The 21982-nt window shown below is 60.4% G+C and carries 19 protein-coding genes and 1 tRNA gene; 3 read left to right on the top strand and 17 right to left on the bottom strand.

Translation table 11 applies throughout. The features are described from left to right. Positions 1 to 242 precede the first annotated feature (242 nt). The 7 genes from rplA to G1C94_RS03195 all read right to left on the bottom strand — a co-directional run bounded on the left by rplA (position 243) and on the right by G1C94_RS03195 (position 5009). Positions 243 to 932, bottom strand: a complete 690-nt coding sequence (rplA, locus tag G1C94_RS03225; protein WP_172144592.1) for a 50S ribosomal protein L1 — start codon at positions 930 to 932, stop codon at positions 243 to 245. 15 nt (positions 933 to 947) lie between these two features. Next, positions 948 to 1379 carry a 50S ribosomal protein L11 gene (gene rplK, locus G1C94_RS03220; RefSeq protein WP_172144590.1) on the bottom strand — a complete coding sequence of 144 codons (432 nt, stop codon included), beginning with the start codon at positions 1377 to 1379 and terminating at the stop codon, positions 948 to 950. A gap of 446 nt (positions 1380 to 1825) precedes the next feature. Then, positions 1826 to 2602, bottom strand: coding sequence for a transcription termination/antitermination protein NusG (gene nusG, locus G1C94_RS03215; protein WP_172144588.1), 777 nt, complete (start codon positions 2600 to 2602; stop codon positions 1826 to 1828). A gap of 63 nt (positions 2603 to 2665) precedes the next feature. Continuing rightward, the gene (secE, locus tag G1C94_RS03210; protein WP_172144586.1) at positions 2666 to 2893 is read right to left on the bottom strand and encodes a preprotein translocase subunit SecE; all 228 of its coding nucleotides are present in this window, start codon (positions 2891 to 2893) and stop codon (positions 2666 to 2668) included. Positions 2894 to 2928: 35 nt separating this feature from the next. Continuing rightward, positions 2929 to 3004, bottom strand: a tRNA-Trp gene (locus G1C94_RS03205). Positions 3005 to 3127: 123 nt separating this feature from the next. Further along, complete coding sequence (locus tag G1C94_RS03200) at positions 3128 to 4336, bottom strand: pyridoxal phosphate-dependent aminotransferase (RefSeq protein ID WP_172144616.1); 1209 nt, start codon at positions 4334 to 4336, stop codon at positions 3128 to 3130. Positions 4337 to 4556: 220 nt separating this feature from the next. Further along, the gene (locus G1C94_RS03195) at positions 4557 to 5009 is read right to left on the bottom strand and encodes a Panacea domain-containing protein (protein WP_172144584.1); all 453 of its coding nucleotides are present in this window, start codon (positions 5007 to 5009) and stop codon (positions 4557 to 4559) included. A 42-nt stretch (positions 5010 to 5051) separates the two neighbouring features. On the opposite strand from G1C94_RS03195, the gene G1C94_RS03190 reads away from it, so the two are divergent. Further along, on the top strand, positions 5052 to 6128 hold the full coding sequence (locus G1C94_RS03190; protein ID WP_216656808.1) for a RelA/SpoT domain-containing protein: 1077 nt from the start codon (positions 5052 to 5054) through the stop codon (positions 6126 to 6128). A 28-nt stretch (positions 6129 to 6156) separates the two neighbouring features. Here the strand turns inward: G1C94_RS03190 and proB are convergent, their stop codons facing one another. The 6 genes from proB to G1C94_RS03160 form a co-directional block, all read right to left on the bottom strand. Then, positions 6157 to 7302 (bottom strand): glutamate 5-kinase, encoded by a 1146-nt coding sequence (proB, locus tag G1C94_RS03185; protein ID WP_172144581.1) that lies wholly within the window; start codon positions 7300 to 7302, stop codon positions 6157 to 6159. Then, positions 7299 to 8987: a GTPase ObgE gene (gene obgE / locus G1C94_RS03180; RefSeq protein WP_172144579.1), complete on the bottom strand. Its 1689-nt coding sequence runs from the start codon at positions 8985 to 8987 to the stop codon at positions 7299 to 7301. Before obgE ends, proB begins: the two co-directional genes overlap by 4 nt. A 72-nt stretch (positions 8988 to 9059) precedes the next feature. Further along, complete coding sequence (locus G1C94_RS03175; protein ID WP_172144577.1) at positions 9060 to 9884, bottom strand: hypothetical protein; 825 nt, start codon at positions 9882 to 9884, stop codon at positions 9060 to 9062. After that, positions 9881 to 10885, bottom strand: a complete 1005-nt coding sequence (locus G1C94_RS03170; RefSeq protein WP_172144575.1) for a DNA-processing protein DprA — start codon at positions 10883 to 10885, stop codon at positions 9881 to 9883. Before G1C94_RS03170 ends, G1C94_RS03175 begins: the two co-directional genes overlap by 4 nt. A 172-nt stretch (positions 10886 to 11057) precedes the next feature. Beyond that, positions 11058 to 12470 (bottom strand): ATP-binding protein, encoded by a 1413-nt coding sequence (locus tag G1C94_RS03165; RefSeq protein WP_172144573.1) that lies wholly within the window; start codon positions 12468 to 12470, stop codon positions 11058 to 11060. A gap of 182 nt (positions 12471 to 12652) precedes the next feature. Continuing rightward, positions 12653 to 13930: an ATP-binding protein gene (locus tag G1C94_RS03160; protein WP_216656806.1), complete on the bottom strand. Its 1278-nt coding sequence runs from the start codon at positions 13928 to 13930 to the stop codon at positions 12653 to 12655. 626 nt (positions 13931 to 14556) lie between these two features. On the opposite strand from G1C94_RS03160, the gene G1C94_RS03155 reads away from it, so the two are divergent. Next, the gene (locus G1C94_RS03155) at positions 14557 to 14832 is read left to right on the top strand and encodes a hypothetical protein (protein WP_172144571.1); all 276 of its coding nucleotides are present in this window, start codon (positions 14557 to 14559) and stop codon (positions 14830 to 14832) included. Positions 14833 to 14964: 132 nt separating this feature from the next. Here G1C94_RS03155 and rpmA read toward each other — a convergent pair whose 3' ends face one another. The 4 genes from rpmA to dapE form a co-directional block, all read right to left on the bottom strand. Next, positions 14965 to 15210, bottom strand: coding sequence for a 50S ribosomal protein L27 (gene rpmA / locus G1C94_RS03150; RefSeq protein WP_172144569.1), 246 nt, complete (start codon positions 15208 to 15210; stop codon positions 14965 to 14967). Between the two features lie 45 nt (positions 15211 to 15255). Then, complete coding sequence (gene rplU / locus G1C94_RS03145) at positions 15256 to 15564, bottom strand: 50S ribosomal protein L21 (protein WP_172144568.1); 309 nt, start codon at positions 15562 to 15564, stop codon at positions 15256 to 15258. A gap of 169 nt (positions 15565 to 15733) precedes the next feature. Beyond that, positions 15734 to 18673, bottom strand: coding sequence for an Rne/Rng family ribonuclease (locus G1C94_RS03140; RefSeq protein ID WP_172144567.1), 2940 nt, complete (start codon positions 18671 to 18673; stop codon positions 15734 to 15736). A gap of 321 nt (positions 18674 to 18994) precedes the next feature. Then, positions 18995 to 20182, bottom strand: a complete 1188-nt coding sequence (dapE, locus tag G1C94_RS03135) for a succinyl-diaminopimelate desuccinylase (RefSeq protein WP_172144566.1) — start codon at positions 20180 to 20182, stop codon at positions 18995 to 18997. Between the two features lie 327 nt (positions 20183 to 20509). Between dapE and G1C94_RS03130 the strand changes: the two genes are divergently transcribed. Beyond that, positions 20510 to 21451 carry an AEC family transporter gene (locus G1C94_RS03130; RefSeq protein WP_172144565.1) on the top strand — a complete coding sequence of 314 codons (942 nt, stop codon included), beginning with the start codon at positions 20510 to 20512 and terminating at the stop codon, positions 21449 to 21451. Positions 21452 to 21982: the final 531 nt, after the last annotated feature.

Here is a 21982-nt window from a genome sequence, read left to right as displayed (position 1 = left end):
CATACATTCGGTCGGCTTTAGCGTAGACCCATATTCGAAGAAACCAATTCCCCCTGATGAGAAGGTGGGCGGCGCACCTAATGGAGGCGATGGTGAGGGGGCTGATGAGCGCTGCTGACGGAGGCTGCTGACGGAGATTGCTCACGGAAGCCGACGGAGGCGGATAACCGCTTCTCCATGCGAAGACCCCCGCCACGCACGAAGCGCGACGGGGGTCTTATTTCGCTTAAGTTTCGTTTACATCACAGAGCGTTCGTGTCAACCGGAACGCCGGGGCCCATCGTGGAGGCGATGGTGGCCTTGGTGATGTAGCGGCCCTTGACGGTGGAGGGCTTCAGGCGCTTGACCTCTTCGGCCACGGCGCGGAAGTTCTCGTCCAGAGCCTTCTCGTCGAAGGAGACCTTGCCGATCAGGAAGCTCAGGTTGCCGTCCTTGTCGACGCGGAACTCGATCTTGCCGCCCTTGATGTCCTGCACGGCCTTGGCCACATCCATCGTGACGGTGCCGGTCTTGGGGTTCGGCATCAGGCCGCGCGGGCCGAGCACACGGCCCAGCTTGCCGACCTTGCCCATCATGTCGGGGGTGGCGACGACGGAATCGAAGTCGAGGAAGCCGCCGGCCACTTTCTCGATCAGCTCGTCGTCACCGACGATGTCGGCGCCGGCTTCCTGCGCGGCGGTGGCCTGCGGGCCACGGGCGAACACCAGCACCTTGACGGTCTTGCCGGTGCCGTTGGGCAGGCTCACGGTGCCGCGGACCAGCTGGTCGGCCTTGCGCGGGTCGACGTTCAGGCGCAGCACAGCTTCGACGGTCTCGTCGAACTTGCGGGCGGGCAGGCTCTTGAGCAGAGCAATGGCCTGGTCGGGGGTGTACAGGTTGTTGCGATCGATCTTCTCGGCCGCTTCGCGATATGTCTTGGAATGCTTAGCCATCTGTCCTTCTCCTTATCAGTCGGTCACCGTGATGCCCATGGAGCGGGCGGTGCCTTCGATGATCTTCATGCCTGCCTCGATGTCACGGGCGGACAGGTCGGCCATCTTGATCTCGGCGATCTCGCGAACCTGAGCCTTGGTGACGGAGCCGACCTTGTGGGTCAGCGGGTTCTCGGTGCCCTTGGCGACGCCGGCGGCCTTCTTCAGCAGAGCCGCGGCCGGCGGGGTCTTGAGGATGAAGGTGAAGGAACGATCTTCGTACACGGTGATCTCAACGGGGATCACCTGGCCCATCTTGTCCTTCGTCTGGTCGTTATAGGCCTTGCAGAAGTCCATGATGTTCACGCCGTGGGAACCCAGAGCCGGGCCCAGCGGCGGAGCCGGATTGGCTTTGCCGGCTTCGATCTGCAGCTTGATCAGCGCGGATACTTGCTTTTCTTTAGCCATAGTAATGGTCTACTTTCTATAACGCGGTTCAGCCGGTCGCCGTGCCGTGTTCGCCCGATACCTTGGCTTTCTTTCGCCTTTCGGCACCAACGCGCCCAAGCGCGGTCTCCTCCCGCAACTTATATTGCTGTGCTGTGCTAGCGGGTCTCCCCTCCAGACACAAGCTTTCCCATTATGCCGCCCCCGTCTGACAACGGCGATACTTTCCTGTCATCCCGAGCGGGGCGCAGCCGACGCTCCATCACCATTGACAACGGCTGAAACACGCTGACGCGTGCGGCGGCAAGGCGCACCGAGGGAAGGCGTACGAAGGTACGTCGACCGAGGCGCTGGCTTACGCCAGCCTTCGCGGGCGCAAAATAGCGCGCCCGCTCACCTCACCTACAGACAGTCCACCGGACTGTCTGCTTAACGGTTCGGCGCAGAAGACGCTCCGTCAGCGTGTTTCAGGAGAGTTTTTCGACTTGGGAGAAGTCAAGCTCCACCGGCGTGTCGCGGCCGAAAATGGACACTAGCACGGTGAGCTTCTGAGTGGCGGGCTCGACGTCGGAGACGGCGGCGGGCATGGTGGCGAAGGGACCGTCGGTGACGGTGACCTGATCGCCAACGGCGTAGGAGACTTCGAGCTTGCGCTTCTTGGCAGCAGCGGGCTTGTCGCCGGCCTTCTTCAGGGCTTCGGAAGCGATCATGGGAGCCATCATGGCGACGACTTCCTTGCGGCTCAAAGGAGCGGGATCCTTGGTGGGGCCGACGAAGCCGGTGACACCTTCGGTCTCGCGGACGATGCGACGGGCGTCCTCGTCGGGCCACATGCGGATGAGGACATAGCCGGGGACGCGCACGCGGGTGATGACCTTCTTGCCTTTGTCGGTGTGCTTCTCGACTTCCTCCATCGGCACTTCAATCTGGAAAATCTTATTTTCCAGACCGAAGCTGGAGATGCGGGACTCAACGTTGGTCTTCACGCGCTTTTCGTAGCCGGAGTAGGTGTGCAACACATACCAGTTGCCTTCGAGGGTGCGCAGAGACTTGAAGAACTCGTTAACGGCGGCCTGACCGGCGTCAACCGGCTCGGCGGCTTCCTCAGACTGAGCGGTCTCGGCAGGCTGAGCGGCCTCAGCCGAAGCCTCTTGCTCCTGATCGCCCGCAGTTTCGGAAGCGTCGGCGACCTCAGCCACATCGGGCAACGCGTCGATGTTTTCGAGATTCACTTCATCACTCATGCGTTATTCACCTTTAGGTTCACACTAGGTTCACAGTTCGATCAGCATTGAGCCGCGCGGCAATCAGCCGAACACCCACAGCACGAGCTTGCTCAAGCCGAAATCCATGCCCGTGACGAACGCCATCAGCAATAGTACGAAAATGAACACAGCCAGCGACCAGAGAAACAGCTCCTTGGCCGTCGGGGTGACAACCTTGCGCAACTCATCGATGATCTGCTTGATGAACAGACCGATGCGCATGAACACGTTGGGCTTGACGGCCTTCTCGCTTTTGCTTGCCTTCGCCATATCCATCCTTACGTTTGCAGGTGCTCATCACAACTTGGCAGGGACGGCGGGACTCGAACCCACAACCTACGGTTTTGGAGACCGTTGCGCTACCAATTGCGCCACATCCCTAGGTGAACTTCGTCTCGGCTTGTTTCCCTCACGCGAGGGAGCGCTTCGCCATGACGAAAACCGCCAAGGCGATACCTTACCAGCAGGCCGCGATTTCGACAAGCGGGGACGACGCGCGGTGGGTCAGGCCTCGACGTAGGCCTTCATGCGGCGCATGCCTTCGGCGAGCTGATCGTCGGCCAGCGCGTAGGAAAAACGCAAGTATCCGGGCGCGCCGAACGCCTCGCCGGGCACGGCGGCGACGTGCGCTTCTTCGAGCAGCGCGGCGGCGAACTCGCTTGAAGTGCGCGAAACGGTACCGTTCGGCCCAAGCGGCTTGCCCAGCAACGCGGTGATGTCCGCGAAGGCGTAGAACGCGCCGGTGGGGGTCGGGCAGTTCACGCCCTCGATGTCGTTGAGCGCGGCCACGATGGCGCGGCGGCGCACGTCGAAGGCCTCGCGCATGCGATGCACCTCGTCCAGCGGGCCGGACACGGCGGCGAGCGCGGCGCGTTGCGAAACGTTGGCCACGTTGGATGTCATGTGCCCTTGCAGTTTGGCCGCCGCCTTGGCCACCAGCTCGGGCGCGACGAGCCAGCCGACACGCCAGCCGGGCATGGCGTAGGTTTTCGCCACGCCGTTCAAGACGATGAGTTGGTCGCGCAGTTCGGGCACGGCGGCGCCGATGTAGGTGGTGCGGGCGTCGTCGTAGTTCAGGTGTTCGTAGATTTCGTCGCTGATCACCCAGATGTGGTGCGCGAGCGCCCATTCGCCGATTGCTTTGATGGTTTGTTCGCTCCACACCGCGCCGGTGGGGTTGTTCGGCGAAGTGACGATGATCGCCTTGGTGCGTTCGGTGCGGGCGGCTTCGATGGCCTCGATGCTCGGCTCGAAGCGGCGGTCGGCTCCGGCGAACACTTCGACGGGCTTGCCGCCGGCGAGTTTCACGGCCTCCGGGTAGCTGGTCCAATACGGCGCGGGGATGATGACTTCGTCGTCGTCGTTGAGCAGGATTTGGAATGTTGAATAGACGGCTTGTTTGCCGCCGTTGGTGACGACCACCTGGCTTGCGGCCACCTCGTAGCCGGAGTCGCGTTTGACTTTGTCGGCGATGGCCTGGCGCAGTTCGGGCAAGCCGGGCGTGGGGGTGTATTTGTAGTTCTTCGGGTCGCGGCAGGCTTCGGCGGCGGCTTCGACCACGTTTGCGGGGGTGGGGAAGTTCGGTTCGCCGGCGCCGAACCCGATGACGTCGAGGCCGGCGGCCTTCATGGCTTTGGCCTTGGAATCGACGGCGAGAGTGGCGCTCGGCGTCACGTGATTGATGCGTTCGGACAATATCTGCCAATCAGCCATGCTCATGCCTCTCATGCTATTGCCGCCCCGTGACGACACCAACATGTCGCCACAAACATGTTTTGGCTGTGGCGAACGGGATGATGTCACTGAATGGTCACACTGAATGACAAAAATGGCGGGCCTTCGGAAAACCCGAATGACCCGCCTCATGTATTGCGCTCTTGCCGCAATTCCCCATTTCGATTCGATTTCATTCAGCCTGTTCAGCTTATTCAGCTTATTCAGCAATCACAGGATTGTCTTGATAGAAATCTCGAATCGCTTCCTTGCTGATGACTGTTCTGCATGTTGCAGCTGGCGCCAACCCGCCGCGTGCATCAATCCACGGTTTTTCGCGGTGAGTACGCCGACTGAGTTCGTTGCCTGTGCAAGCGAACAATTTGGAGCACACCCTGTCTATGGTCTGCTGTTCCTCGACGGTCAGGTTGATCTGCCCAGAAGGCAGCGCGATCTCATTTGCTCGGATGATGAACTTGCCCTTGTGCAAGGCATACAGCTCGGAACAAACCGGACCGCCTCTCCATGCCTGAAAATCCTCGTCAAAAAGGGGACGAGCATGACGTGACAAAGACTCCGCTTGCGAGTAATAGGCCAATTTTTGCAGTTTCATCGTGGTCGTAGAGCCGTAATTCTTCAGAATATACACTGCGACATCAGCAATATTTGCCATTGCTATCCCCCTTTCTGCCGGCGCAAAGTATACTAATCTTCCATGACTACAGACGGTATGGCCCAGCATATCAGTCGCACTCTCGCCACAAAAGCAGGCCGTGTTCTGCGTGCCGGTCCGGCTGCGGAAGCCGATGCTTATCAACAGGCCTTGATCACCGCTCAACAGTGGCGCGCTCAGCATCTAGGTGCTACGGAGCAATGCTTCACACAAGTTTTGGCATGTTCACACAAGTTTGAGAATTCAGTGGCCACATACCGCCTCAAGCGCTTGGCGTCAATCGTTGCAAAAGTCCAACGTCCTGAAGCGAATTTCAAACTCGGGGAGTTGGACGATATCGGTGGATGCCGACTTATTCTCGAAACCGTTGAGCAAGTCCATCAAGCCGCAGATACACTGAAAGCTCGTCTCATATTGAAAGGCAGCGACGGCGAGAAAAACTACATTGACACCCCCAGGGAAAGCGGATATCGGTCATACCACTTGCTCACCAATAATGAAACGCCGGAAGGCTCATATCACATCGAAATCCAGATACGCACAAAACTGCAGCATTACTGGTCCACAGCAGTGGAAGCCGCCGGCGAAATTTATGGCGCGGAATACAAAAGTATGGAAACAAACCGGGTCAACGATGAGCAAGAGGCGGAAAGACTGTGCTTTTTCAAAATCGTCTCCAGTTTGTTCGCTTTGGAAGAACACACGTCGCCAGTTCCGGGATTCACGGACAATCAACATGATCTGCGGGCACAACTACGTTCACTCGATTGCGCCAAGCAGCTACTTGACGATTTACAGCAAGCAACCGATAGTGTTTTGCCCATCGAGACCAAACAGAACAGCGATAAGGAGCTTTTCCTGCTCAAGCTTTCAAGAAGCAATCAGGATCTCGACATCGAATCGTACGGACAGCGACAACTACTCGACGCAATGAGCCAATACAGTGTTTACGAGCACCGGATCGAAGCGAGCCTGATGGGGCAAGAGTCTGAGGAATGTCCGTATGACAATGTCGTGCTGGTGTATGCCCGCGATTCGAAGCAATTGGAAATTGCGTATCCGAATTATTCAACGAATGTCAAACAGTTTATCGGCATTGTTCGTGACTATCTTTCTTGATTTCCCCGTCGATATGCGGCGGGGCCGGCTAGAGCAGGACGAGGTTGTCTCGGTGGATGAGGGGGTGGGCGTATTCGGCGCCGAGGGAGGTTTTGAGCTGGGCGGTGGTCAGGCCGCACATGCGCGCGGCTTCCTCGGAATCGTAGGCCACCAGGCCGCGAGCCAGGTGCGTGCCGTTTTCAGCGTCCACCCACACCGGGTCGCCTGCGGAGAACGCGCCGCGCACAGCCGAAGCGCCGGCGGCCAGCAGCGAGGCGCGACCGCCACGCACGGCCTTCGCGGCACCGGCGTCCACCACAATCGAGCCGCGCGGTTCGGCGGCGAAACCGATCCAGAGCCGGCGGGTCGAGCCGCGGTGTTTGACGGGCGCGAACGTGGTGCCCACCGGGTCGCCCATCAGCGCCGGGCCGGCATTGCCTGCGCAAGTGAGCACCGTGGGGATGCCGGAAACCGCCGCCACGCGCGCCGCCTCCAGCTTGGTCACCATGCCGCCCGTGCCGACTTTCGAGCCGGAGCCGGAGACCTCGACCTCGCCCAGCGCCTCCAGCACGTTCGGCACATAGGCGATGCGCCTGGCCGCCGGGTTGGAGGGAGGCGCGGTATAGAGCGCGTCCACGTCGGTGAGCAGCACCAGCGCGTCGGCGCGCACCAAGTTGGCCACCAGCGCGGAGAGGCGATCGTTGTCACCAAAGCGAATCTCGTTGGAGGCCAGCGAATCGTTCTCGTTGACGATGGGCAACACGCCCAAGTCGAGCAGGCGTTCCAGCGTGCGCTGCACGTTGCGGTATTGCGCGGCGCGGATCGTGTCTTCGGCGGTGATGAGAATCTGGCCCACGCGCACGCCGAAGCGGGCGAACGCGGCCTCGTATTGAGCCATGAGCAGACCTTGGCCGACTGCGGCGGTGGCTTGCTGGGTGGCGACGTCGGTGGGGCGGGCGTCGAAGCCGAGCGGGCCGAAGCCGGCGGCGATGGCGCCGGAGGAGACGAGCACGATGCGCGCGCCCATCAACTGGGCGTTGGCGAGCGCGGTGGCCAGCGCGTTCAGGCGCTCGGGGTCGATGTGGCCGCTCGGCTGGGTGAGTGAGCTGGAGCCGACTTTGACGACGATGGTTTGCGCTTCGGCGATGCGCCGGCGGATCTCGTCATAACTTGGTGTGCCGCTTGGTGTGCTCATTGCTCATCGCCTCGCCCGAAGAGGCTGTGTTCGTCGTGCCGGTCGTCGTCCACGGACGGGTCGGCCCAGTGGCCGGCCTTGCGTTCGGCCATCATCGCCTCGCGTACGGCGGCTTTGGCGTCCATCATTTCGTGGTATTCGCGGCGGCGTTCGGCGTTGGTGCGTCGGCGCGCGCGGCCCTCGTCTTCTTCCAAGCGCAAGTCTTTGCCGCGTGCGCCCAGCGGCGTGCCGTCGAGCATTTCCGCGCCGGCGGCGATGGTGGGATCCCAGTCGAAGGCGACTGCGCGTTCGCCGCGCCCGATGCGAATCTCGTCGCCGGGGTGCGCGCCCTGACGGCCCAGCTCGTCCTCCACGCCCAGCTTGGCGAGCCGGTCGGCCAGATAGCCCACGGCTTCGTCGTTATCGAAGTTGGTTTGCTGCACCCAGCGTTCGGGCTTGCGCCCGGTGACCTCGAACCAAGTCTCGCCGTTGCCGAGTTCCTTGTGCTCGATGGTGAAATCGAGCGCGGTGCCGTTTTCGTCTGCCGTGCGGCGACGGCGGCCACCGCCACCGCCACCACTGCCACCTTCCAGCGGCTTGATAACCACGCGCGCCTCGTCTTCGGCGGCTTCGCGTTTGGCGACCTCTGCACGCATCCGCGTCACCATGTCGGCCAAAGCGAAGTTAAGCTCCTTCAAGCCCTCGTGCGAGGCAGTGGAGATGATGAAGGTCTTCATGCCGCGCGCCTCAAACTCGGGAGCGACAAACTCGGCGAGCTCCTTGGCCTCGGGCACGTCCGCCTTGTTGAGGATCACGATGCGCGGGCGCTCGGGAATCGGAATGGCACCCAGCGGCAAGTCGAGCGAATCGGCGTAAATGGCCAACTCCTTCTCCAGCGCCTCGTAATCGCTGAGCGGGTCGCGCCCCGGTTCGAGCGTGGCGCAATCGATGACATGCGCGATGATTTCAGTGCGCTCGATATGCCGCAGAAACTCAAGCCCCAAACCCTTGCCCTGCGAGGCGCCGGGGATGAGGCCGGGCACGTCGGCAATGGTGTAGCGCCGATCCCCCGCGACGACGACACCGAGATTCGGCACCAGCGTGGTGAACGGATAATCCGCGATCTTCGGCTTGGCCGAGCTCATCGCGGCGATCAGCGAAGATTTGCCAGCCGAGGGGAAGCCCACCAGCGCCACGTCGGCAATGGACTTGAGCTCCAGAATCACGTCGCGCTCCTCGCCGAGTTCGCCGAGCAGGGCGAAGCCGGGGGCGCGGCGGGTCTTGTTCGCCAGCGCGATATTGCCCAAACCGCCAGCCCCCCCGGCCGCCGCGACGAACCGGTCGCCCTCGTGGCGCAGGTCGACGAGCTGCTCGCCAGGGCGCTTCGGCTGGCCTTGCGCCCCGCGCGCGGTGAAGATGACGGTGCCGCAGGGCACGGGCAATATCAGGTCCTCGCCTTTGGAGCCGTCCTTGTTGTCGCCCAAACCCATCGTGCCATTGCCGGCGGTGCGGTGCGGCATGAAGCGATAATCGAGCAGACTGGTGGCGTTGCGACTGGCCACGAACACGACGGAACCGCCATCACCGCCGTTGCCCCCGTTCGGCCCGGCCAGGGGCTTGTATTTCTCGCGGCGAATGCCCGCCGAACCGTTGCCCCCGTCGCCGCCCTTGACATGGACGGTCACTCGATCCACAAAATCACTCATAAAGCCACCTTATCGCCCCGCCGCTACCGCGCTAAACGCGCTAAACGCCCCCGAGCAACCAGTCAACTCGGTTCACACTGGATGCTGGCACAGAAGCCAAGGGCAACAATCCCGGTACTCCAGATGCCGGAAGCCATTGGCGACATCCGAGCCAAGATTGCCTTCGATCCAATCCAAATCGATGATTCGGGCGATGCAATACACGGTGATACGCGCCGCACCATGGCCGCGCAGCATTGCCACGGCCGATTGAACCGTCGCGCCGCTGGTCCACGAATCCTCGATTAGCAAAACGTGCGCGAGATTCAACTGCTGCGATTCGGACGATAGCGAGAACACCTGTGGATTGATTCGGTTATGTGCTTTATCAGTGTTTGCAGTCAAGCGAAGCTGTGGGATTCCCAGCCGAGCCATGAACGGCCTGACCAAATTGGTCAGGACATGAGGCTTCCCGTAATTGCGGCTGGATTGGGTGGAGGGAATAGTGGCCCACGCGGTTGGCATACTGCCGGCGAAACGCTTTATGCATGAGTAATGTACGACCAGCGCGTCGGCGGCGATGTACTTGACATCCGTCTGATAGTCGCTCGCAGCAGGATCGGCGGCACTCTTATAACCCTGCATGACACGGTACATCTGCTCACCCTTATAGGCGTAATGGCCAAACCGGACGCCATCGGCAAGAGCGAAGCCACCAGACGGCAGTGAGGAGGCTTGCCTTGCCTCGTCATCGCATGCCGCGCACAGTTCATACTCCGCCTTCTTGGGACCTGCGCACACAGAGCAGACATGCCCGAACTTGCTGTGGTAAATGACGCCACGCGCGTAACTGCCCATGCGTTCGGCCTTCGCGAGTTCCAGCCGGCGATTGTTGCTCACATGCTGCGGAGCACTCATACCGTGGCCGGATCCTCGGCAAGCACGGCCTCAATGAGCCCATCCACGTTGTCATTGACGAAGAAAATCCCATCCAGCGCGCTACTGGCATCCGCCACGTTATCGACGATATGCACGCCGGGCCTGCCTGCCAGATCCCGCGCCCACCGGGCCTTGCTCAAAACCATGCGATTGATGATGATAGGACGGCCGTGGCGCTGGGCTTGACGAGCTTGGGCTCGCGTGCCGGAGTGTTCGCCGGCATCCGCGATGATCGTGGCGACGCCGTAGCCGGACATCAAAGCGTTGCGCATCGGGAACGACTGCTTGGTTGGCTGGGAGCCGGGCCAGAACTGCGAGAGCACCAGTCCGCGTTCCTCGATCTCATGCTGCAGGTCACGGTTCTCGGCCGGGTATTGCCGGTCGATACCGGTGCCGATGAACGCCACGGTGCGGCCCCCATCATTCAGCGCGGTCTGGTGGGCGAAGGTGTCGATGCCCTTGGCCAGACCAGCGATGACGGTCAGCCCACGCTCGACCAGCATGTGGGCGCAACCCACGGCGAAACTTGCGCCTTCGGGCGTGCAGTGGCGCGAGCCGACGACGCTGACACCCAAATCGTCAGGCCTCAACTCACCGCTGGCAAACAGGAACGGCGGCACGTCAATGGTGGCGCGCAGGCGTTCGGGGAACCTCGGGTCGAACACCGACACGAAATCAAGGCCTTGGCTTTGCCACGCCTCAAGATCCTTCCCGGCCTCAGCCCAAGCGTCTTTCAACGCTTTAATCTGCCCGGAACTTAACCCGACATCATCCAGCAACGTGCCCTGCATGTCGTCACCATCGACGTCATCGCGCAACAACGGGCAGGATGCGGGGTCGATCTTATGCAGAAGCATGCGCTCGGCACTGCCTTCGAGCACACAATCATTGGCGATGGAAGTCCAAGTGTCCGGTTTCTCACAGGTCCTGAGCAGAGCAACCAGCGCGGAGTTCTCGCGCATAAGTTCAACATGATCCATAGCGCACCTCCATCATTCCGATTTGCCATTACTCGACGCCCCACACCACTACCCAGTGTAAGCAGAGCGCGCGGAAACCGACATATTATTCATTTTTTCGCACCATTTGTGGACATATAGGCAGTCACTCGATCCACAAAATCACTCATAGAGCCACCTTATCGCCCCGCCGCTACCGCTCATAGATGTCCGCAGCCGAGACGAACTCGACCCGCCCCGCATATTTGCGTCTCGTCGCCTCGCGCACCGGCCGCTTGCTGAAAAACATCAGATGCGTCGTGCGATACCCCGCAATAAGGCCAACCCTTGCAAGCAGCGCCTCCACCGCTTCGGTCTCATCGAATGTGTTGCGCCACTTGCATTCCCCAAGCAGCAAGGCTTTGGAGGACTGGTCAGCCGCAACGATGTCGATGTCCGTCTGCTCTTTTTTGAGCGGATTGGTGCCCCACCACTGCCCAAAATGAGTGGCCAGCAGCGGCAGTTTGTCGGTGCCGTTAACCCGTTTGACCCATTGCATGCACACGGTCTCGAACTGCTTGCCCACATACGTGGAGAACGCCTCGCCGAACGCCAGTTGCCGCGCCGCCACTTCGCCTTTGCCGCTTTCGATGGGCCCGGCATTCGGCCCCACGAAACGATACCAGTAGGAAAAGAACGGGTCGGCAATCACCCACATGCCCTTGCGCGACTTCGACGGATTGTCGCCAAAAGGCACGCGGCGTTCCGCCAATCCCAAGCCTTCCAAGGTTTTGAGATATGCGCTGATGGCGTTTTGGTCGACCCCCGCATGTTCGGCAATCGCCTTGGGAGTGCCGTTGCCGTTGGACATGGCTTGCAGCACCGAATAATAGATGCCCGGGTCGCGCAATTCCTCACGCAGCAGCATCATGGGTTCTTCGTGCAGCAGACCATACGGGTCGAAGCACAGGTTAATCACGTTGCGCTCGTACGAGCCTTTTCGCCTCTCCAGTTGAGTGAGGTAATAGGGGGTGCCCCCGAATGTGGCGTAATGGTTCACCAGCTCCTCGGGTCGGCAATTCGGCAAGAACTCGGCTGCGTCCAGGTAGTCGAATGGCTTCAGTTTGATTTGCGCGCTTCTGCGGCCATAGAGCGGGCTTTTACTGCCGAGCACCTCGCTCTCCATGAAACTTTCGTTGCTGCCCGAAAGAATGATAAGGATATTGGTGTTTTTGAAGCCGTGGTCGATGGCGATTTGCAGGGCGGACGGAAGCGACTTGTTGGCTTGGGTTGCGTAGGGGAACTCATCGAACACGAACACGAATGGCTTGCTGCGTTCCCGCGCGCGGTCGGCCACGTATTTCAGGGCGCTTTGCCAATCCGCAAATGCCGGTGTGCTGTTCGGCAAATCGAAGAACCGCGCGACTTCCTGGGTGAAATCAGCGAGATTGAGTTTGTCGCTTTGCTGCAATGCCGTGAAATACAGCGTGTCTTTGGATTTGGTGAACTCATCCATCAGCGCGGTTTTGCCCACGCGGCGACGGCCGTATAGCACGACCATGGCGAATTGGTTGCGCGAATACATGCGCTCAAGGGTTTCCAGCTCATGCTCGCGGCCGATGAACATGTTCGCTCCTGTCTCGGTTGGCTGTAGTTTTGTTAAGGTAAATATACTTAAGGTAAGTATACATAAGTTAAGTATACTTACCTTATTTGCTTGCTTGTTTGCCTGTTTGTTCGCGGGGTGCGTGGATTGGTTCGCGGTGCGGTATGAAGCGATAATCGCCCTGCCGCTACCGCACTACCGCACTAAACGCGCCCGAGCAACCAGTCGATAAGGTTCACCCCGTTCACCCCGTTGCGGGAATACGGAAACTCATCCAACGACAGCACCGTTTTGGGATAGTTGTCTTGTATCGCCTCCAAAGCGCCAAATTCCCTCTCACGCGTACTCTCGTCCGCCGCCAGATAAGAAACCTGATAATACTCAGTCTTCTCCTCCTTGCGCGCGATGAAATCAACCTCCGCGTTCCCGACTTTCCCAACGGTCAGCGCATATCCGCGCCTCATCAGCTCCATGCACACAATGCCCTCAAGCACCTGATCGATACCAGCCACGTTGTCTATTCCCAGCGCCTGACGCAACCCCTGATCGACAACGTATATTTTCTCATTGAACGCAAGGATTTTCTTGCCAGCCGCGTCTTCTCTCCCAACGCGATAGAGCACATAAGCCTTCTGCGCGGCATTGAGATAGTTGGCGATCGTTTCCTGCGCCACTTTGCGGCGCTCGCTTTTGAAGAAGTCGGAAATCCCCTTCGCGTTGAGCAGATGGCCCTCTTGCTCCAGCGCATAACGGGTGATGCGTTCCAACAAATCCACATCGCGGATGCTGTTGCGTTTGATGACGTCCTTGAGCAAGATTGTGGAAAACAGATCCTCCAGATAGTGCAACGAGGCCTGCTGATCGAAGCTCAGTTCATGCTGGAAGGGGAAACCCCCTTGCGTGACATAAGCCCGGAACGCGGCGCGATCGTCGCCGCCTTGCGCCTGCCGCCAAGCGGGCGCGAACTCCGCAAACGACAGCGGAAACACGTTGATCGTGACGTAACGGCCGGTAATATAGGTGGCCAAGTCGCTGGAAAGCACATGCGCGTTCGAGCCGGTGATGTAGATGTCGGCATGGTAATCGACCAGAAATGAGCGCAGAGCCTTTTCCCAACCATCGACTTCCTGAATCTCATCGAGGAACAATCTCAGCGGGCGGGTTTTGGTGGTCTTATCGGGCGCGTGCCGGGCCACATACTCGATGAGGTCGCTGCTCGTTGCGATATGCGCGTATTCCTTGGATTCGAACTTAAGATGAAGCATGGTATCGGCGGGAACGCCGTCCGAAAGCATCCGCTCGTGAAGCTGATCGAGGATGGTCGATTTGCCGGAACGCCTGACACCAACCAGAACCTTGATGATGTTTTTGCCGATGAAGGGCGCGATTTGGTCGAGATATTCAGAGCGTTGGATCATTGGAACCTCTTGGGTCTCCTGGATCTTCTGAGCCTTCTGAACTTTCTGAGCCTTCTGAACCATGGCTTCCCACCTTGCTTACATATCTGACTACCCATCAATACAAAAATCAGTTATAACTGAAACTATAGCGCATCTACAGCATAGTTTCAGTCACAACTGAATCTTTAGTCCATTGGCGAAATAGTTTCAGCTATAACTGAATCTTTAGCGGAACGGCTCAAAGCTGCGATGCTAGGGAGCGCAGCTCCGAAGATGGAACGATCCCCTCAACGACATCCCCACGTATACGACTAGTTACAACAAACGGAAAAGGCCACCGACCTTAAGCCGACGACCTTTATCCGTTACTCATTAGAGGACGTCAAGCCCGCCCTATCGAATCAGGACCCAACGGAGCAAAAGCTTCAAACTGCCGCCTAAAAAAAACTCCGAAGTTGAACCGATCCCTTCAACGACACACCCAAGTATACGACCAGTCACAACAGACGAAAAAGGCCGCCGATCTCAACGACCGACGGCCTTAATCCGATTTATAGAGGGCGTCACACAATCGCCCTATCGAATCAGGATCCAACGGAGCAAAAGCTTCAAGCTGCCGCCTAAAAAAACTCCGAAGTCGAAACGATCCCTTCAACGACACACCCAACTATACAACCACTTGCCCCAAACGGCAAGCAGCCGGTAGCATGCACCTTACCGCACATGCGCGGCCGATTCCCCTCGAAACGGAAATCCAAAACGCATGGGCGATCGACCGGGCCAACCGGTCCGGTCGCCGATTTATAGAAAGTGAGCTTATTATGGCTTCACCGCACAAACCCGGCAAACCCGGGAATAACCCAGCCACAACGATCATCATAATCGTTGTGCTCGCCTCCTACGCCGACAAGACGTGGGTGACAGCAATCCTCGGCGTGACTGTTTTGTACGGCCTCATCGTGGATTGGCTGGCCCGTAAGTAGTCGGGAAGTTCCTGCGCGGGGCGACTCGTGCAGGAACACTACCCCTCAGCATAAACAAAAACCGCACCGGCGCGGGGCATTGGTGCGGTTTGAAGAGTTTGCGTTGGCTGGCGTCAGATGACGCTGAGCCGGTCAGATGACGTCGACAACCTTGCGGTCGCGGCGGACGCCGAACTTCACGGAACCGTCGGTCAGCGCGAACAGGGTGTGATCCTTGCCCATGCCGACGTTCTGGCCGGGGTGGAAGTTGGTGCCACGCTGGCGGACGATGATGTTGCCGGCGATAACGGCCTCGCCACCGAACTTCTTGACGCCGAGGTACTGAGGCGATGAATCGCGACCGTTGCGCGAGCTGGACGCGCCCTTCTTATGTGCCATGATGTGTTCCTTTCGACTGCTTTACGACTGTTGAAACCCAAAACCTCAGGCGATCGCCGTGATCTTGACGGCGCTCAGCGGCTGACGATGGCCCTTGCGGCGGGCAACGCCGGTCTTGTTCTTGTATTTCTGGATGTTGATCTTCGGGCCCTTGGCTTCGTCGTCAACAACCTCGGCCTTGACGGAGAGCTTGGCCAGATCGGAAGCAGCCATGGTCACCTTGGAACCGTCGACCACGAGCGCGACCGGGAACTCCACGGTGCTGCCCTTCTTGGCGTCAAGACGGTTGACGAGAATGACGTCGCCGACCTCGACCTTTTCCTGATGGCCACCGGCCTTCACAATCGCGTACATAATCGTTCCTTTTATTTCCTGTTATTTCAGCGAAGCTTTCCTGTCTGCGCCGCGCGGGTGCCAATAACGGCACAAGCGCCTGTGACAGACACCAGCAATCTAACTTACACGGGCGGGCGGACTAGCGCAACTGCGTGTCAAGCGGGACGCGACACGCAGTTGACGCCAATTATTCTTCCGAATCGGCGGATGCGTCCTTATCCTCCGTATTCTCCGTGTTATTGGCGTTCTTTGCGCCTTTCGCGTTCTTTGTGCCCTTTGCGTTCTCTACGTTCTCTGCGTTATTGGTGTTCTCTGCACCTTCCGCAGTCTCTGCATTCTCCGCGTTATCGGCACCCTCGGCACTCTCGATACCTTCGGTGCCTTCCGCACTCTCCTTATCCGCCGCGCTTTCCTTATCCCCCGCGCTCTCCGCATTATTCGCGGCAACAGCGGCAGCGGCAATCTGCGCGAGCTTGGCCTTGACATCCGGCGAGGACCCCTGCGGCTCCGGCGCGGGCAAAGTGCCGTGCCCATGCTTGTTCGTCTTGACGAACGGATCGCCGCCACGCATGGCGTACGGGTCGTCATAATCGGCGGAAACCGTGGGCTCGTCGTGCAAAATGAAGCCGCGCCCCTTGCAAGTGGGGCACTCCTCGGAGAACGCCTCGACCAAACCCTGCCCGATGCGCTTGCGCGTCATCTGCACCAAACCGAGCGACGTAACCTCGGCCACCTGGTGCTTCGTGCGGTCGCGAGCCAGGCACTCCACCAAGCGCCGCAACACCAGGTCGCGGTTCGCGGGCATCACCATATCGACGTAATCGATCATCACCATGCCGCCGATGTCGCGCAGACGCAGCTGGCGCGCGATCTCCTCGGACGCCTCAAGATTGCACCGCGTCACCGTCTCCTCAAGCGAGCGCCCCTTGCCGATGAAACGCCCGGTGTTCACGTCGATGGTGGTCATGGCCTCGGTGCGGTCGATCACAATGGAACCGCCGGAAGGCAAGTAAACCTGCCGCTCCATGCCCTTGCGCAGCTGGGAGTCGATCTGCCATTTGTCGAACACATCCTTGCCTTCGCGCTCGGACGGATCCCACTTCTCGAGCTTCTCCTTCAGGTCGGGCGCCATCGTGTCGAGATATTCCTCGATGCGCTCGTACACCTTGTCTCCCTCGACGATGAGCTTGCTGAAATCGTCGTTGAAGATGTCGCGCACCACGCGAATCGCCACGTCCGGCTCGCCCTGCAGCAGCTTGGGCCGCTTGCCGTGCCAGAACTCCTCGCGCTTGGCGTTGATGCGCTCCCACTGGCGCACCAGATTCTCAAGATCCTTGACGAGGGCTTCTTCGGAGGCACCCTCGGCTGCGGTGCGGATGATCACGCCCATGTCCTTCGGCGCGACTTTCGCCACGATGGACTTGAGGCGGCTGCGTTCGCGCTCGGACAGCTTGCGGCTCACGCCCGTCATGCCGCCGGAGGGCACGAGCACGAGGAAACGCCCGGCGAGCGTGACCTGCGAGGTCAGGCGGGCGCCCTTGTGACCGATCGGGTCTTTGGTGACCTGCACGAGCACCGGGTCGCCGCTCTTGAACGCGAGCTCGATGCGGCGCGGCTGGCCTTCGAGGCGCGCGGTGTCCCAGTTGACTTCGCCGGCGTAAAGCACGCCGTTGCGCGACTGGCCGATGTCCACGAACGCGGCCTCCATGCTGGGCAGCACGTTCTGCACGCGGCCAAGGTAGACATTGCCGACGGTCTGCACTTCCTGGATGTCGGAAACGTAATGCTCGACCAGCACGTTGTCTTCCACCACGGAAATCTGGGTGTGCTTGTCTTTCTCGCGCACCACCATCAGGCGCTCGACGTTCTCGCGGCGGGCGAGGAAGTCCTGTTCCATGATCTGCGACTGGCGGCTGCGTTCGCGGCGGTTGTCACGGCGGCGCTGCTTCTTCGCCTCGAGGCGAGTGGAGCCCTCGATGTCGGTGATTTCGTCGATATATTGCTGCTTGCGCGAACGGCGGATGAGCGGCTGGTCATCATCGTCACCGACCGACTTGCCGCGGCGGCGACGGCGGCGGCGCGTGACTGTCCCCTCGTCGTCCTCGTCGTCGTTGCGCTCGTCGCGACTGCTGCGGCGCTCGTTGCCGTTTTCGTCGGAGCGGGTGCGGCTGCGACGCCGGCGGCGCGAGCGGGTGCGCAACTCGTCCTCGTCGTCGCTTGCCTGCGCATCGTCTTCTTCGTCTATCGGGCGATAGTCGATATCGTCGAGCTCAAGGTCTTCCTCGATCTGCTCGACTTCGGCGGCGGCGCGGCGCTCCTGCGCGTTGAGGCGGCGGTTGCGGCTGCGGCGGGCGGACGGCTCTTCTTCGCGCTCGTCGTCGCTGTTGCGATTGTTATTGCGATCGTTATTACGCTCGTTATTGCGATTATCGTCACGATTGTTATTGCGACTGTTGCCACGATCACTATCACGATCATCATTACCGGCACGCTCGTCACTGCCGGCACGCTCGCCATAGTTGTCGTCACGACTGTCGCGATCGTCACGATTATCCTCACGCTCGCTGCGCTCGTCGCGGTAATCGTCACGGCGATTGCGACGGTTGCGGCGGCGGCTGCCGCGCTCCTCACGCTCGTCATCGTCGTCCTGACTATCAGCACTCAGGCTCGCGGGAATAACCGGCTCCTGGAACAGCGGCGACGCCATCGGGCGCGCGGCACCAGCGAACTGCGGAGGTTGCGGCGGCTGCGGGGGCTGGGGCGGGGCGAGAATCCCGGCGGCGCTGCGCTCGTCGTCGCCATCCGCCGCCCGCCGACGCGAACGGGCGCTCGGTGCCTCAGCGGCCGCAGAACGACGGCGGCTTTTGGGCGCGGGCGGCTCATTGTAGCCTGCGTCGTAATGCGTATTGCCCGAGAAATCAGGCGCCTCGAACAGCGGCGAGGCGTGATCCTCCACCTTCAGCTCCAGAGAAACGCCTGCCTCACCCGCGCCGCGCACCACGCGACGGCCACCGCGCCGCCGACGTGCGGAAGCCGAAGTTGACTCGCTCTTGTCGCTATTGCTATTGCTGTTTTGGTTATGCTGGGCATCGGCGTCGCCGATTTCGCCCTTCTTCACAGTGGGCACAATGCTCCTTGCGGACGCGCTGCATCGCGTCGGCTCCGGGCCTCGCTCGGCTGTCACACCACACTCTCACCGTGGCCGCGCATCTTGTGCGCCCGAGGAAGCAATTCCATACAAAGTCTGTGTTGCTCAAAGGGCGGACACCGTCGCTTGCGTCGAATCAGAACGACCGCAAGGGGATCAACGCCATCTGGCACGTTGGCGGTTTGCAGAACCGCCGTTATTCAGTATGCCACAAGATATCGAATATGCGCGGCTTAACTCAGTTAACTTAGCTTAACTCAGTTAGTATTAACTCAATTAACCCAGCCACTAACCCAACCACTAACCCAACCAGTCTTCAAGAATATCAGCCATAAGCGTAAGGTCGGATTCAGGCAACTGCTCGTCGTGCTTGTGGGCGAGCAGCGGGCTGCCGGCACCAAGGTTGACGGCCGGGATGCCCAGCGCGGCGAAACGCGCCACATCCGTCCAGCCGAGTTTGGCGAGCGGTTCGCGGCCGGTGCGCTGGCGCACGAGATCAGCCAGCGAAGCCGCCAGCGGCGCGTCAAGCCCGGGGCGGGCGGCAGGGGACTCGTCCTTCATCTCGATGCCGAACCCCTCGAACACGCCGCCGGTGGCAACATGCTCGCCATTGCCCAGCTCGGCCCCCGCGCCGGCCCCCATCATCAGCGCCTTCGCCTCGGCCAGCGACTTGTCGGGCGCGAAACGGTAGTTCACATGCACGCGGCATTCGTCGGGGATAACATTGGTGCCCTTGCCGCCGGAAATCAGCGTGGCGTTCAGGCCCTCGCGGTATTCGAGGCCGTCCACCGCGACGGTTTGGGGCTCGTAGGCGTTGAGGCGGTTGAGAATGTCGGCGGCCTGATGGATGGCGTTGCTGCCCATCCACGCGCGCGCCGAGTGCGCGGCCACACCGTGCGTGACGACCTCGAAGCGCATGGTGCCGTTGCAGCCGCCCTCGATGCCGCAATCGGTCGGCTCGCCGATGATGGCGAAATCGCCTCGGAGCCAGCTGGGGTGCGCGGCCGCTACTTTTTTCAGGCCGTTCTTTTCGCCGGAGACTTCCTCGTGATCGTAGAAGACGAAGGTCAGGTCGGTTGTGGGGTTGGTGAGCGTGGCGGCCAGATAGAGCAGCACCGCGTCGGAGCCCTTCATGTCGGTGGCGCCGCGGCCCCACATCACGCGCTCGCCTGGGTGCGCGGCGGCGATGTCCTCGCGGATGCGCGGGTCGCCGGGTTCGAGCCATTGGGGTGGGAAATTGTCGATGACGGGCACGGTGTCGAGATGGCCGGCCAGAATGACGCGCTGCGGCTTGCCGAGGTTCGTGGAGGCGAGCACCGTGTCACCGTGGCGGCGCACGGCCAGGTGCGATTGCGTTTTGAGGAAATCCTCGACTTGGTTGGCGAGCGCGGTTTCGTCGTCGCTAACGGAATACACGGCCATAATCTGTTCAAGCAACCCGTTCAACTGCTCGCCGCGGGCCCCATCCATACAAAGCGCAAGTGTCATACACCAATCCTAACCCGCCCGACCGAACCCACCGGCACCCATGACCAATCAGACACCAAAACGTCCGATTAGTAATGGAGTAACACCATTCGTTACCAATCAGACACCCGCACGTCCGATTCGTAACGGGGTAGCACCATTCATGACCAATCAGACATCACAGCGTCCGATTCGTAATGGAGTAAGGACTGACAATGTTCGTTACCAATCAGACACCGGAGTGTCCGATTCGTAACGGGGAGCGACCGAAACGGCCGGCCATTTGGTGAGACGGGGAGGCGGCGGGAGCGGGATTGTGACAGACTGGGTGCCGGGAAGGAGAGGAATATGGGCTTGCTCCACGCCATGCAAGGCTTTTGCGTGATCGGCATCGTGATCCTCGTGGGTTATATCGCGGCGCGCTTGCGTATCGGCGGATCGACCGCGCAAATGGTGCTCAACCGCTTCTCCTTCTTCGTTTCCAGCCCCTGCCTGATGTTCGCGATCCTCTCGAAAGAGCAGATTCTCACCATCTTCCACCCCTCGATTCTCGTGGCGTTCTTTTCCGCGCTGCTGGTGGGCGTGGCGTTTCTGGTGCTCAATCGCCTGTTCTTCCATCTCGGCCCGGCCGACGCCACCATCGGCACGCTCAACTCGCTGTATTTGAACTCCAACAACATCGGCCTGCCCATCGCCACCTATATTCTCGGCAACGGCGCGCTGGTGGCGCCGATTCTGGTGATGCAGCAAGCGCTGTTCACGCCGATTGGGCTGACGGCGCTGGACGTGACCACCAAGGGGCATGTGTCGCTCAAGGAAATCGTCAGGCAGCCATTGCATCAGCCGCTGCTCATCGGCTCGCTGGGCGGCATCGCCGTTTCCGCGCTTTCCGCGCAACTGGGGTGGTTTCCCATTCCCAATTACATCTTCGACCCGATCAATATGATTGGCGAGTCGGCCGTGCCGATGATCCTGATGGCGTTCGGCATGTCGCTCAACGGCAGCACACCGCTGAAGGAGAAGGGCGACCGGCCGGCGATTTTCACGGTGGCCGCGCTGAAGAACATCGTGATGCCGATTATCGCGTTTCTGCTGGCGTATTTCGTGATGGGCTTTCGTGGCTCTGAACTGTATGCTTGCGTGGTGCTGGCGGCGCTGCCGACCGGCCAGAATGTCTACAATTACGCGGCTCGCTACAACGTGGGCCTCACGTTCGCGCGCGACGGCATCCTAATCTCCACAATGACCAGCCCAATATTCATCGCCCTAATCGCAGTACTGCTGGGATAATTACTGTATAGCATCACGAGCGGCAAGACGCTACGAGAACTTGGTATAGGCCACGTTCTCAGTACCTTACCGGTGGCTCAGCGGGAAAGCAGGTCAGATAAGCAAGGCACGTGTCTTGGGGAGCGGATGTCGCCGTGTTCGACACCCTCCGGGCCGGTAGGCCAAGTCTTACGTCTCACACAGCGACATCCGCTCCGAAAGCCGTTTCGCTTGTTTAGTTTGCGGAGTTTGTTTTCGAGCGAGATTACCTCGGTTATTGTCATTTCGACCGGGACGAACAGTCCAGTGGACTGTTCGTAACAGCGAGCAGCGATAGCGTCGCGAGCGCGCGACCCCAAACACGGGAATCTATAGGCCCCCGCAGGCGGGGGCTGTCGCGCGAATGCGCGACTGGGGGTGGTCACGCCAGTCACGTGATCACGCCCGCACCACCCCCAGTCCGCCCGCTGCCCGCAGCCCCCGCCAGCCGGGGGCGAGGGCCGCAAAAGCCAGGTTGGGCGTGGAGAAAGAGGCGGGGGGGGGGGGGGGGAG

Origin of the sequence: Bifidobacterium panos (assembly GCF_012932445.1) — a bacterium.
GTDB classification, from domain to species: Bacteria; Actinomycetota; Actinomycetes; order Actinomycetales; family Bifidobacteriaceae; genus Bifidobacterium; species Bifidobacterium panos.
The sequence above is the reverse complement of the archived record's forward strand: the minus strand, read 5'-3'. Positions and strand labels throughout refer to the sequence as shown.

What these genes read in the sequence shown, in the direction of transcription:
- rplA (WP_172144592.1), bottom strand. Translation starts at nt 932, where the DNA reads ATGGCTAAGCATTCCAAGACATATCGCGAAGCGGCCGAGAAGATCGAT.
- rplK (WP_172144590.1), bottom strand. Translation starts at nt 1,379, where the DNA reads ATGGCTAAAGAAAAGCAAGTATCCGCGCTGATCAAGCTGCAGATCGAA.
- nusG (WP_172144588.1), bottom strand. Translation starts at nt 2,602, where the DNA reads ATGAGTGATGAAGTGAATCTCGAAAACATCGACGCGTTGCCCGATGTG.
- secE (WP_172144586.1), bottom strand. Translation starts at nt 2,893, where the DNA reads ATGGCGAAGGCAAGCAAAAGCGAGAAGGCCGTCAAGCCCAACGTGTTC.
- G1C94_RS03200 (WP_172144616.1), bottom strand. Translation starts at nt 4,336, where the DNA reads ATGGCTGATTGGCAGATATTGTCCGAACGCATCAATCACGTGACGCCG.
- G1C94_RS03195 (WP_172144584.1), bottom strand. Translation starts at nt 5,009, where the DNA reads ATGGCAAATATTGCTGATGTCGCAGTGTATATTCTGAAGAATTACGGC.
- G1C94_RS03190 (WP_216656808.1), top strand. Translation starts at nt 5,052, where the DNA reads ATGACTACAGACGGTATGGCCCAGCATATCAGTCGCACTCTCGCCACA.
- proB (WP_172144581.1), bottom strand. Translation starts at nt 7,302, where the DNA reads ATGAGCACACCAAGCGGCACACCAAGTTATGACGAGATCCGCCGGCGC.
- obgE (WP_172144579.1), bottom strand. Translation starts at nt 8,987, where the DNA reads ATGAGTGATTTTGTGGATCGAGTGACCGTCCATGTCAAGGGCGGCGAC.
- G1C94_RS03175 (WP_172144577.1), bottom strand. Translation starts at nt 9,884, where the DNA reads ATGAGTGCTCCGCAGCATGTGAGCAACAATCGCCGGCTGGAACTCGCG.
- G1C94_RS03170 (WP_172144575.1), bottom strand. Translation starts at nt 10,885, where the DNA reads ATGGATCATGTTGAACTTATGCGCGAGAACTCCGCGCTGGTTGCTCTG.
- G1C94_RS03165 (WP_172144573.1), bottom strand. Translation starts at nt 12,470, where the DNA reads ATGTTCATCGGCCGCGAGCATGAGCTGGAAACCCTTGAGCGCATGTAT.
- G1C94_RS03160 (WP_216656806.1), bottom strand. Translation starts at nt 13,930, where the DNA reads ATGGTTCAGAAGGCTCAGAAAGTTCAGAAGGCTCAGAAGATCCAGGAG.
- G1C94_RS03155 (WP_172144571.1), top strand. Translation starts at nt 14,557, where the DNA reads ATGCACCTTACCGCACATGCGCGGCCGATTCCCCTCGAAACGGAAATC.
- rpmA (WP_172144569.1), bottom strand. Translation starts at nt 15,210, where the DNA reads ATGGCACATAAGAAGGGCGCGTCCAGCTCGCGCAACGGTCGCGATTCA.
- rplU (WP_172144568.1), bottom strand. Translation starts at nt 15,564, where the DNA reads ATGTACGCGATTGTGAAGGCCGGTGGCCATCAGGAAAAGGTCGAGGTC.
- dapE (WP_172144566.1), bottom strand. Translation starts at nt 20,182, where the DNA reads ATGACACTTGCGCTTTGTATGGATGGGGCCCGCGGCGAGCAGTTGAAC.
- G1C94_RS03130 (WP_172144565.1), top strand. Translation starts at nt 20,510, where the DNA reads ATGGGCTTGCTCCACGCCATGCAAGGCTTTTGCGTGATCGGCATCGTG.